General features: G+C 43.0%; 13 protein-coding genes and 1 pseudogene. 6 read left to right on the top strand and 8 right to left on the bottom strand.

Annotated elements, in window-relative coordinates; translation table 11 throughout:
- Nucleotides 1-206 precede the first annotated feature (206 nt).
- Nucleotides 207-431, top strand: coding sequence for a hypothetical protein (locus QZV86_RS12155; protein WP_295628517.1), 225 nt, complete (start codon nucleotides 207-209; stop codon nucleotides 429-431).
- A 12-nt stretch (nucleotides 432-443) separates the two neighbouring features.
- Here the strand turns inward: QZV86_RS12155 and QZV86_RS12150 are convergent, their stop codons facing one another.
- Together QZV86_RS12150 and QZV86_RS12145 are read right to left on the bottom strand one after the other, a co-directional pair.
- A complete protein-coding gene (locus tag QZV86_RS12150; protein ID WP_295628515.1) occupies nucleotides 444-710 on the bottom strand; it encodes a hypothetical protein in 267 nt (88 codons plus the stop codon).
- A gap of 4 nt (nucleotides 711-714) precedes the next feature.
- Nucleotides 715-1,371, bottom strand: a complete 657-nt coding sequence (locus tag QZV86_RS12145) for an RHS repeat-associated core domain-containing protein (RefSeq protein ID WP_295628512.1) — start codon at nucleotides 1,369-1,371, stop codon at nucleotides 715-717.
- A gap of 35 nt (nucleotides 1,372-1,406) precedes the next feature.
- Here QZV86_RS12145 and QZV86_RS12140 point away from each other — a divergent pair, with 35 nt between their 5' ends.
- Entirely contained in the window at nucleotides 1,407-1,787 is a 381-nt protein-coding gene (locus QZV86_RS12140; protein WP_295628508.1) for a type II toxin-antitoxin system VapC family toxin, read from the top strand.
- Nucleotides 1,788-1,855: 68 nt separating this feature from the next.
- Entirely contained in the window at nucleotides 1,856-2,158 is a 303-nt protein-coding gene (locus QZV86_RS12135; RefSeq protein WP_295628505.1) for a hypothetical protein, read from the top strand.
- 366 nt (nucleotides 2,159-2,524) lie between these two features.
- Here QZV86_RS12135 and QZV86_RS12130 read toward each other — a convergent pair whose 3' ends face one another.
- The 6 genes and pseudogenes from QZV86_RS12130 to QZV86_RS12105 all read right to left on the bottom strand — a co-directional run bounded on the left by QZV86_RS12130 (nucleotide 2,525) and on the right by QZV86_RS12105 (nucleotide 8,205).
- Entirely contained in the window at nucleotides 2,525-2,965 is a 441-nt protein-coding gene (locus tag QZV86_RS12130; protein WP_295628502.1) for a hypothetical protein, read from the bottom strand.
- A 6-nt stretch (nucleotides 2,966-2,971) separates the two neighbouring features.
- Complete coding sequence (locus QZV86_RS12125) at nucleotides 2,972-3,958, bottom strand: RHS repeat-associated core domain-containing protein (protein WP_295628499.1); 987 nt, start codon at nucleotides 3,956-3,958, stop codon at nucleotides 2,972-2,974.
- Between the two features lie 20 nt (nucleotides 3,959-3,978).
- Complete coding sequence (locus QZV86_RS12120) at nucleotides 3,979-4,281, bottom strand: hypothetical protein (RefSeq protein ID WP_295628496.1); 303 nt, start codon at nucleotides 4,279-4,281, stop codon at nucleotides 3,979-3,981.
- Between the two features lie 157 nt (nucleotides 4,282-4,438).
- A pseudogene (locus tag QZV86_RS12115) lies at nucleotides 4,439-4,735 on the bottom strand (RHS repeat-associated core domain-containing protein); the annotation flags it as partial.
- Between the two features lie 12 nt (nucleotides 4,736-4,747).
- Complete coding sequence (locus QZV86_RS12110) at nucleotides 4,748-5,179, bottom strand: hypothetical protein (RefSeq protein WP_295628492.1); 432 nt, start codon at nucleotides 5,177-5,179, stop codon at nucleotides 4,748-4,750.
- Complete coding sequence (locus QZV86_RS12105; RefSeq protein WP_295628487.1) at nucleotides 5,179-8,205, bottom strand: RHS repeat-associated core domain-containing protein; 3,027 nt, start codon at nucleotides 8,203-8,205, stop codon at nucleotides 5,179-5,181. The genes QZV86_RS12110 and QZV86_RS12105 overlap by 1 nt, the downstream gene beginning before the upstream one ends.
- 642 nt (nucleotides 8,206-8,847) lie before the next feature.
- On the opposite strand from QZV86_RS12105, the gene QZV86_RS12100 reads away from it, so the two are divergent.
- From QZV86_RS12100 to QZV86_RS12090, 3 genes are all read left to right on the top strand, one after another.
- Entirely contained in the window at nucleotides 8,848-9,846 is a 999-nt protein-coding gene (locus QZV86_RS12100) for a DUF3616 domain-containing protein (RefSeq protein WP_295628484.1), read from the top strand.
- 210 nt (nucleotides 9,847-10,056) lie between these two features.
- Nucleotides 10,057-10,368: a transposase gene (locus tag QZV86_RS12095; RefSeq protein ID WP_295628481.1), complete on the top strand. Its 312-nt coding sequence runs from the start codon at nucleotides 10,057-10,059 to the stop codon at nucleotides 10,366-10,368.
- On the top strand, nucleotides 10,365-10,976 hold the full coding sequence (locus QZV86_RS12090) for an IS3 family transposase (RefSeq protein WP_366925702.1): 612 nt from the start codon (nucleotides 10,365-10,367) through the stop codon (nucleotides 10,974-10,976). The genes QZV86_RS12095 and QZV86_RS12090 overlap by 4 nt, the downstream gene beginning before the upstream one ends.
- Nucleotides 10,977-10,998: the final 22 nt, after the last annotated feature.

The raw sequence follows: 10,998 nt of genomic DNA, 5'->3' as shown, positions 1-10,998 counted from the left end.
CAGGCTACACCGCTTTCTCCTCACTTGTCATACACCAGAAATAATCATAGCTCGGGGTTATGCGTTGGTACATGAACATAAAGCTGCTGCATAAGCAGCCGGGTTGCTCGTTCTTCATTGATTCTGCGTCTCGGGGATTTTCCACAAAATCTGTGGATAAAACTGTTAAATGAACTCCTAAGTTAAAGGCGTGAAGAGGGTTTAGCTTGTTGCTTGAAATTATGGCGTATTCTTTCTTGCTAATAAAATCCACAATTACCAATTACTGTTGTTGGTATCATGGCCCCAGAGTTTGGGGCTGGTTTGTCCGGCTGGCCGGTGATGCGGTCACAAAAAATCAGGATGAATGCATTGGCAATATTCTCAATTCTGGACCTGCCCTCGTGGGTTTATATTTCCTGGATCGCTTCTTGCTGGGTTTTGTTTTATAAACTAGACCTACTTTAGCTAACTAGGTATTTTTTTCTTATTTTCTCTATATATTTTAATAATCTTTTTTTCATATGTTCATCGTATTCAGGATCTCTGTTTCTTATATCGAGATCTGTCACATAATGTGTAAACTCATTCCATGCTTCACCGAGTAGTTTGTCATCAATAAAATCGGCATCGTATTTTTTCCAATACTCAGTAACAATTGCTTCATCTATCTTTTCAGAAAAAGATGCTTCCATGATTAACACAAGTTTCTCAATCTCAAGGCAGTTCATAATTTTACCTATCAAATAATCGTCGGGGATCTAGCGGTACGTGCTTGATGTCTAATGAGTCGAAATCAAGATGGAGGCGCGATTCACCCTTTGTACCAGGATAGGGTTGATAATCTAGCCTTATTATAGGTTTCTTTTTGTATCTCACTTGACATACCCTGCCATTACCATGCTGCAGTCCAGAGGTAGCACCATCAAAATTTAGATCATCCCAAATTTTCTTTGTTTTATTAGCTGAGTTTTTTATCACTTCATAAATCAACCGAGGATTTAATCCATCAGGATCTATAAAACTAAGCGGATTCCCGTTCACATACCCATAAATATTCAATCCCCCCGCCAACCCAATAGGATCAGGGCTGATGTATCTTCCAGTCTCCGGCTCATAATACCGGAAGTAATTGTAGTGAAGATTGGTTTCTTTATCAAAATACTGCCCAGGGAATCTGGGGTGGTATTCAAAAAGCTGACTGTTGCCATCCGGATCTTCATCCGGCAGGTTGGAACCGAAGGCATGCACGTTGCCCCAGCGCCAGACGGGTATATTGCTTGCATTAACAATCACTCTCGGTGTGTTGAGATGGTCGGCGTGAATGAAGTAAGTCTGAATCGGCCCGGTCGCGGTCGGTTTCTTGATTACCGCCACTGGAATGTCTTCCAACCAGATGGTTTCCTGCCTGACTAACCAGTCATCCGTTGGCGTTGCTGTCGAGGAATTGTCCCGATATTCACCGATTTGACTTTTTTCGTGGCAATGAAAAGGCAGCGCAGTTTTTGGAAGGACTAGAAACGCCCCCTTTCCTTTCAGCGCTCACTGTTGCCGAATTATATGCAGGTGTTCGAGATGGTAGAGAACGTAACTTGCTTGATAAGCTGGTGCAGCATTTTCCCGTGATTCTGTTAAATGCTGAAGCTGCTATTAAAGGCGGCCTATATCGGCGGCAGTATGGCAAAAGCCACGGTGTCGGCATTGTTGACGCGCTGCTTGCTTCTTCTGCTGAATGCAAGAACCTTATTCTTGCCACCTGCAATGTAAAACATTTCCCGATGATGGAGAGTGTGTATTGCCCCTATTAAGTAAAGAAGAAGTTGGTACACTCTATGGTTAGGTGGCAGGCAAAGTATAATTGCAACATGCAGTAGTAATGTTACTTCGATCTACAACACTATCGGATCACCTGAGTACTCAAGCGGTTAATATCATGTACATACTGTTCAAAACAGAATTCAGGACGCAAACCCGAGGCTATACGCTTTTAATTGAGCGTGATCTGTTGGGTGATTTATCCATTGTGCGCTGCTGGTATGGATTGCATAACCGGCGCGGCGGATACAAACGCGAGCTTTTTACGGATCTCGAGCTAGCTTGCGATGAATATTGGCGAATGATAACCAGACGGTTGCACAGGGGTTATGCGTTGGTACATGAACATAAAGCTGCTGCATAAGCAGCCGGGTTGCTCGTTCTTCATTGATTCTGCGTCTCGGGGATTTTCCACAAAATCTGTGGATAAAACTGTTAATTACACTCCTAAGTTAAAGGGATGAAGAGGGTTTAGCTTGTTGCTTGAAATTATGGCGCATTCTTTCTTGCTAATAAAATCCACAATTACCAATTACTGTTGTTGGCATCATGGCCCCAGAGTTTGAAGCTGGTGTTGTCCGGCTGGCCGGTGATGTGGGCACAAAAAACATGACGAATGCGTTGGTAATATTCTCAATTCTCGACCTGTCCCCGCGCTTCATTCAACACCTGAGGTAATTGTATTTTTCAGTGTCGAAATAATCTTCGACTTTTCCTTAGAAAAATCAAATCATAATTTTAAAATCTTTACCTGTCCGTAATGGGAAAGAGATAACAACCACGTATTCGTTTTATCAAAAACATCAATATCATCTACGTCAGCATACCAAATATCATCAAAATAGCCTGCTAGATCAGAAAATAACATTTTGTCTATGTCATCGTACCTATACCAGTTAATAAAAACATATTCGGGACACGTTATCCCAAGAGATGCAATAACTTCCTTTAAGTCAAAATAATTTTCATTGCAATTAAACTCCTCACAAATTTCGCTACGCTTATCTACTTCATTAACTAATGTCATACCATCAGCTGAAGCATCAAGCCCAAGTCTCTCAAAAAATGACGAGCGAATATCAGTACATTCTTCATCACTTAGAACGATATATTTTGGGAAAGTGCTTTCAGGATTTTCTCTAATAAAATTATCAATTTTTACCTGATCCATTATTCTTTAATCCCCGATTGGTATGGCACCGCTTCGTCCACCGTTCCCACGTTTACCATTGGAGTAATCCCACCAGTTAAAATGATATTTAGACTCCGCACTACCTTTTACAGCACCATCATGCGGGGGGTCGAGTCTATATCCTTTTTTTGAGTTTCCAGCTTGTGGACTTCCAAATTTTCCTGATCTGCTTTTTGGAAGCTTTCCAACCTCTTCTTGTATTTTTTTGAGTGCTTCCTTGTGCGCGCTCAAAGATGGTCTTGTTGCTTTCTCGCCTTTACTCGCTGCTCTAACACCAAGCCCTAGCCCTGTTGCGCCCGGAATTAATAATCCAGTGACATTTGCGGCTAAAGACGCTTCATCTAACGATGTATCACAATCTTTAAGTTTATTATATGCAAGTGAAGCCAAGTCATATGCGATTAGAACTAGGTCAATTAAAGCATCCGGCGCCAACCCATCTGGGTCGGTATAACTCAGCGGATTTTGCAGCACATACCCATAAACATTCAATCCCCCCGCCAAACCAATCGGATCAGGCGAGATGTATCTGCCGGTCTCCGGCTCATAATACCGAAAGTAATTGTAATGTAGATTCGTTTCTTTATCGAAATACTGCCCTGGGAATCGTGGATGGTATTCAAATAATTGGCTGTTGCCATCCGGATCTTCATCCGGCAGGTTGGAACCGAAGGCATGCACGTTGTCCCAGCGCCAGACGGGTATATTGCTTGCATTAACAATCACTCTCGGTGTGTTGAGATGGTCGGCGTGAATGAAGTAAGTCTGAATCGGCCCGGTCGCGGTCGGTTTTCTGATTACGGCCACCGGAATGTCTTCCAGCCAGATGGTTTCTTGTCGGACTAACCAGTCATCCGTTGGCGTTGCTGTCGAGGAATTGTCCCGGTATTCGCCGATCAGCTGTCCTTGGGAATCATAGAAGAACGAAAACTTCGAGCTCAATGTACCATTTTTAATGATGCGCCGATCCAAAGCGTTGTATCTATTAATGCTTAACTATCTTCAAATAAGTAACTAAAAAATTTAGGATCTTTAATATGATATAAAATATGGCGTAATTCTTCGCCTATATCTAATAGTGCGTTGTGAAGTTCTTCTTCACTATTTGCCTCGCGCAAAGCTGGCAGAGAATTATCTAATATCTCTTTAAATGATTCTTCTAGATCAATTAAAGAATGAGCCAACCTCCAAGCTTCTGGGTCTTTATCAGAATCAAATTTTGAAACACAATCGTATTTCTGAAGTTTTTCTGCGAGTGCTTTAATTTCTTGAGAACCTTTAAATACCTTATTCATTAATTATCTCCAAGCGTTTGTTTTATTGCTCTAAGCTCTCTTTCAAAATTTCTTATTTCACGCTCTACTGAACTTGTATGCCCACCTTCCCTTTTAATTTGATTTAACTTATCTAAATGTTCATTTAGTCGACGCTCAATCTTTCGTTGTGAACGCTCTAAAGATTTTGCGCCATGCTCCTGAAATTGTTTTTTAAATTTTCAAGTTGTTTCGTAGTTGGTACTACATCTTTAGAAATATATTTTGAAATCAACTTAGGAATTGCCGAAATAGCTGAACGGCATGTTGCGATCGTCGCAGTTATAATGCCAGCAATTATTGGAGGTGCTTCGCCCGTCGGATCAATAAGACTCATCGGATTTTGTTCTACATATCCATAAATATTGATTCCTCCAGCGAGCCCAATCGGATCAGGGCTGATGTATCTGCCAGTCTCCGGTTCATAATACCGAAAGTAATTGTAATATTAAATATTGATCTTAATACTTAGATTATCAATTGACTCCAATATGTATTCATGTTCATTTATTTTCAATTCTACATAAGGTTTTCCTTCTTGCATCGTACCAATAGAATCTATTGCTTTTATTGGTAGTACAGTATCTTTATCAAATTTTATAACCTTGCTTTCGCAATAAATGTTACCTGATTTCTGTTTCGTGCATACCGACCGATAGTCCTCTACATCGGCCTTGTACACCGCAAATAGCAATTTATAACACTTATCTAAATCTGGCCTATTAACCATATTAATCGAAGATAAAACTAATGAAGAAAATAAAGCTTGTTCTACTTCCCCGAACTCATCTTCACCATTATCAAGTTTCTTATACCAATTTCCCCAAACTTCCTTACAGCAAGCCAGCCAAACAAGTATATGTGGCGTAATGTCTATCATTAGAAGCCTCCTGTCCGCTGAGCACCTTCACGAGCAGCATCAATAATATCTTTTCTTGATACTGGTTGAGCATGCCTAGAAACACCAGATCTTATGCTTCCATCTGGAAGAGTATTTCGGAAATTAGGATGTGTGTGCGGTGACAATCCGCCATGTGGTTTCGACGGCGAAAAATCTACACGTTTAAATATATCACCCTGAGCATTCTTTACCTTATTACTTCCAGCGAGAGTTGTATTTATTTTTCTACCACTAGGTATTTTTATTCCTCGCTCATGCAACGTAGATAGGGACGCTTTGTCCTTCGCAACAAACCTACCTAGAGCTTTGCTACCAGCAGCCCCAAGAGGAATCGCACTTGTTATCGCAGAAATCGCAACACTACCTTTATCTACACATTGCAGATTACCCCCGTTATCAAGCAATTGTGATCCGAGATCAAACAGAACGCCAGTTAACGCACCAACACCCGCACCTACTGCTGCTGCACAAGCTGGATTACCGGCACAAGCAGCTATTAATGCAGGGACAGCTTCACCAGTTGGATCAGTATAGGTAAGCGGATTTTGCAGCGCATACCCATAAATATTCAACCCACCCGACAACCCAATCGGATCAGGGCTAATGTATCTTCCAGTCTCCGGCTCATAATACCGGAAGTAATTGTAGTGAAGATTGGTTTCTTTATCAAAATACTGCCCAGGGAATCTGGGGTGGTATTCAAAAAGCTGACTGTTGCCATCCGGATCTTCATCCGGCAGGTTGGAACCGAAGGCATGCACGTTGCCCCAGCGCCAGACGGGTATATTGCTTGCATTAACAATCACTCTCGGTGTGTTGAGATGGTCAGCATGAATGGTGTACACCTGAATCGGGCTAGTGGCGGTCGGTTTCTTGATTACCGCCACTGGAATGTCTTCCAGCCAGATGGTTTCCTGCCTGACTAACCAGTCATCCATTGGCGTTGCTGTCGAGGAATTGTCCCGGTATTCACCGATCAGCTGTCCTTGGGAATCATAGAAGAATGAAAACTTCGAGCTCAACGGGCCGTTTTTGCTGATGCGTTCACCCAAGGCATTGGTTTTGTAGGTGTGCGTCTTGGCGTTTCTGACGGTACTGGCAAGCGTGCCTGCGGCATTCCAGGTAAAAGTTGTGGCGCCATCACTCAATGGATTACCGGCGGCATCATAGGTATACGTTTTGCCAATCGGGGCGATTACATTCAGCAATCGATTGCTAGCTACATCCAGTGTGTAAGGTGGATGGCTGCTGCCACCAGCCTGCGCTTGGGTGCGGTTGCTATTGGCGTCATAGCTCCAGAGTTTGAAGCTGGTGTTGTCTGACTGGCTGATTAAGCGATTGTTAGTAAATTCCGTGCCACTCGCGCGCGAATACAAGCGTTGGCGGTTATCATAAGCTAATGTGGTGGTAAGGCCATTGGGGTCAATGATTACTTCCGGTTGGCCATGCGCGTTATACCGTGTGATTTGTGTGATATGCCCGAGCGCATTGGTGCTGCTGGCAATCTGACCCCGGCAACCGAAATGACCGTCAGTACAGGCTGCATCCGGCGCGTAATAGTCGGTGGTGGTGATGTCCGACACATCGGTGCGTGGGCCATTCTCAATTTTTTGTAACATCACGCCGGGAATACTGGGGTAATAGCTATAGCTCGTGTTCCAAGTGCGCGTGGCATTGGTAGCAGTGTCTTTGATTTTAAATTGTGTCGTATTGCCGTGCGTGTCATAGACAAAACTGATTTCGCGTTTGGCTTCGGCAATCAGCACAGGCAGCCGGAAATTAACATCCCAGGTCGTGAGAATCTTGCGCTCAGCGCTATTAGCGGCTGGCGTATAACCGATCAAATCCCCCGGGCAGGCATTGCCGGAACTTAAACCTTCAACACGGGCAATTTCCAGGTTACGGTTCAGATCATAGGCAACACAAGTCTTGTTGCCATTAAAGTCGGCGCGGCTGGCGACATTGCCGTTGGCATCATAAGTCATTGCAGAAGATGCGGCACTGCAACCTGAGCCGGCTGGTTGTGATTGACCGGTGCTTTTGGCCACACCGAGGATGGTCTGAAAGTTGTGAGTATATTGGCTGTTCAGCGGATCGGTGACAATAGTGCTGTTGCCATTGGCGCTGTAAGCCAAGGCATACCGCTCAACACCGCCAGCATGCTCGGTCACTACCGCCCGACCTTGGGTATCGTACGTATAGGTGGCATAACGCACCCCGTTCTCATCGGTGATGCCGGTCAGTGCATTGGGTAGATTGGTATTGCTGGTGTACGCCGGTTCGTTGTAATGGTAAGTGCGGGTTTTAGTATCGGGATAGATAACTGAAGTCAGATTACCGTTAGTGTCATAAGCATATTGATAAACACCACCAGCCGGATCGGTCATGGTTTGGATGCGGCTGAAACCATCGTAAGTGAAATTTAACGCACGGCCTGTATCATCGTTAACTGCACTCAGGCGGCCATAGGTATCATAAGTCAGTGTTTGCGTGCGATCGTTGCGGTCGATAATGGACAGTAATTTACCGGAAGTATCATAGGCTTCTATCGTGTCGTCGGAAGTGGTTAGTTGCCAGCCATTTCCGGGAATTTCTGTTAACTTATCAGAAATATCACCATCGCTTACCCACAGACCACCACTGAATCTAAAGTGTACTGTTCTTCCATCGGGCCGTTCTGCGAATGTAATAGGTGGGGTGGCAGAAGGATTTAAAGCTAGTCTGGCGCTATAATAGCTGTGGCGCCATTGGGTGCCAATTTGTCGATCAAGCTTATTAAGCTTACTATTGTAACGATGTGTGAATTCAAATGTTGGTGAAGTGTAATCTATTGAAGTTTCATACTTGTTTCCAGTTGCTGCATGAACTGGATTCCCTATGTAGCTTCCTACGTAATTAGTATTACAGCTTGAATTATCACCAATATTCTTAGCTGAAATAACATTAGTATTATCAACACTGATTTCACACGTAAAAGGAGTAATATTATATCCGTTCTCTGACATCCAATTATGCCCCTTTCCACCATTCGGACAGGTGTATATTGGATATGTACCAAGTGAGTTCCATGTTAAATTGTTGCCACTTGATGGGTCGAGGAAAGTGCATGAAATTTGTGAATATTGCGTGACTGTATTGGGATTACAACTAGAGTTTGTATATCCCGATGCAGAAGCAAATGAAGCCTGACAAGTAGATCTTAAAGGCAGAGCCTTGTTATTAAATAGTGTAAGCCAGCATCCTTCAACTTGTGCAGGATAAGAAATTATTTCAGCCTTAACTAAACTGGAATTAAATATCAGAAGCGGAAAAAGCAAAAATACTGATAGGCTGATAAATTTCTTGAATTTGAAGCCTACAGACCCCAGTATCATTGCTATCCTCCTTAAAGAAGCCGCAAATTCTACAGAAACAATATGATAAATCAATAGAGTATTTGCCCAACTTTTACTCAAATGCTGGATGAATTTGGGTTATGTGGCGGGATAGCGGTGCTCATGACAATTTTCATAATTATCAGCAAGGTGATGCGGTGCTACTGATTGGAGTGGATGTCACGGTGATTTAATTTGCACTTATCTGAGGTATCGCCATATATTTCCGACTGAAACATGTGCTTAGAAAAAAAATAAACCAAAGGAATCTCTATGAACAAAAGACTTGTCATTATAGCAATCACTATCGCCCTTACGATTCTTACACTACCTGTTTCCGCTGGCACACTCTCACCTATCACCAAGCATTATGGAATGTGCGATGCATCCGCCGCTGTTCCTGTGGGATCCAACCTGTTTGTCGTCGCCAATGACGAAGACAACACACTAAGAATTTTTAAAAATGATGAATCCGGCAATCCCATATACTCGCAGGATCTTTCTGCATTTCTGCAAATCAATCCGAAACACCCGGAAGCCGATATTGAAGGCGCTACCCTCATTAACAATCGAATCTACTGGATCACCTCGCACGGTGCCAATAAAGATGGCAAGGAGCGCCCTAACCGTCACCGATTTTTTGCGACGGATATCGAAACTATCGACGGCAAATTTAGCTTGAAGCCGTTTGGCACACCCTTCGTTAATTTAATCAAAGCTTTTGATGATTCCGCCAAATTAAAAAAGTACAATCTTGGAAAAGCTGCTAAAAATGCCCCAGAATCCAAGAATGGACTTAACATAGAAGGGCTAACTAAAACCCCACAAGGAAATTTGTTAATCGGATTCCGCAACCCTATCCCGAAAGGGAAGGCATTGCTGGTTCCATTGAAAAATCCACAAGAAATCATTACCAGAAATGAAAAACCAAAGTTTGGCAAACCAATTCTTCTGGCATTGAATGGGCTGGGCATACGCAGTATTGAGTATTCCGATACCTATCAAGCATACTTCATTGTTGCAGGACCCTACGACGATGATGGTAGTTTCCAGCTTTATCAATGGTCTGGTAGTTCTTCTGAAACACCCGTTTTAATCAAAACTGATTTTAAAGATTTACATCCGGAAGCATTGATTGTTTACCCGATGGAAAAGACAAGAGTGAAGATACTTAGTGATGATGGATCAAAATCGATCAACGGTGAGAATTGCAAAGCATTGGCTAAAACCCAGAACAAGACCTTCCGCAGCACTTGGTTAGAAATTAAATAGCCCCCTCCTTCCATGATCCTGCAGGGAAAACATAAAAAAGTGAGGTGTATTTTTCTGAAATCTTTTCCGTGGCTATGATCTAGACGATACTGAAAATTTAACCGTTTTCAGTGCCGTGCAGAATAAAAAAACTATTCCACCAATCATTGAAATGGTCTAATTAAACAGGACACATCTAGAGGCAGATTTATGATGTCATGAGAGGTGAAAATGAATACAAAAACAAAACAACCAAGACCAAAGTACCCACTAGAACTTAAACAAGATGTGGCAAGATTAGTTAATGAAAAAGGATATAGCCACCAGCAGGTTGTTGAACATTTAGGTATTTCTTTAAGCGCGATTGGGCGTTGGTCTAGAGCAGAACGAGCGCCTACTGCTAAGTCAGCAGGGAAGAAAACAGCTTTAAGTCTAACGGATCAAACTGAATTGATTCGCTTGCGTCGGGAAAACGAGCAGTTACGTATGGAGCGTGAAATCATAAAAAAGGCGGCAGGCATCGAAGCCAAGGAAATGGAATAAAATACGAGGTTATTCGAGAGCAACAGAAGACGTACCCGGTTACCGTATTATGTCGCATGATGGCGGGTAGTCCCAGTGCTTTTTATGCGTGGGCAAAGCAACCTGACGATACCGACAGGATCAGGAAAAGAGAAGCGCTTGAGGGTAAGGCGCGTCAGCTTTTTAATGAACATAAACAAACCTATGGCTATCGGCGGTTATCTGATGCGTTGGGCAAGGTGGGCATAAAATCTGGCTATTACCAAGTGCGCCACTTAATGACTCGGTTGGGGTTGAAAGCTCGCCATCCCAAACGCTTTAAAGTGACAACTAACAGCAATCATAATGAAGTAATTTCAACAAATAGCCTTGACCGGCAATTTGATGTTGTTGCCCCAAATCAAGTATGGGGAACGGATATTACGTATGTTTGGACGCTGGAAGGCTGGCTCTATGTTGCGGTTGTCATTGATTTATTTTCCAGGCAAATCGTGGGTTGGGCGATTGCTGACCACATGCGAACAGCATTATGTGTGAAAGCGCTACAAATGGCCTTCTGGCGAAGAAAACCGGCGCCTGGCTTACTTCATCACTCGGATAGTAAGAATACATGCACCAGATTTCAATAATGAGTTGACTCAATTATTGAAT

It is taken from the genome of uncultured Nitrosomonas sp. (genome assembly GCF_902826915.1).
Lineage (GTDB): Bacteria > Pseudomonadota > Gammaproteobacteria > Burkholderiales > Nitrosomonadaceae > Nitrosomonas.
This window is presented reverse-complemented; position numbering and strand designations above follow the sequence as displayed.

Bases quoted from the DNA above. Each gene is read 5' to 3' on its own strand.
- QZV86_RS12130 (WP_295628502.1), bottom strand. From the start codon at position 2,965: ATGGATCAGGTAAAAATTGATAATTTTATTAGAGAAAATCCTGAAAGC.
- QZV86_RS12110 (WP_295628492.1), bottom strand. From the start codon at position 5,179: ATGATAGACATTACGCCACATATACTTGTTTGGCTGGCTTGCTGTAAG.
- QZV86_RS12120 (WP_295628496.1), bottom strand. From the start codon at position 4,281: ATGAATAAGGTATTTAAAGGTTCTCAAGAAATTAAAGCACTCGCAGAA.
- QZV86_RS12135 (WP_295628505.1), top strand. From the start codon at position 1,856: ATGTTACTTCGATCTACAACACTATCGGATCACCTGAGTACTCAAGCG.
- QZV86_RS12095 (WP_295628481.1), top strand. From the start codon at position 10,057: ATGAATACAAAAACAAAACAACCAAGACCAAAGTACCCACTAGAACTT.
- QZV86_RS12105 (WP_295628487.1), bottom strand. From the start codon at position 8,205: ATGTCAGAGAACGGATATAATATTACTCCTTTTACGTGTGAAATCAGT.
- QZV86_RS12150 (WP_295628515.1), bottom strand. From the start codon at position 710: ATGAACTGCCTTGAGATTGAGAAACTTGTGTTAATCATGGAAGCATCT.
- QZV86_RS12100 (WP_295628484.1), top strand. From the start codon at position 8,848: ATGAACAAAAGACTTGTCATTATAGCAATCACTATCGCCCTTACGATT.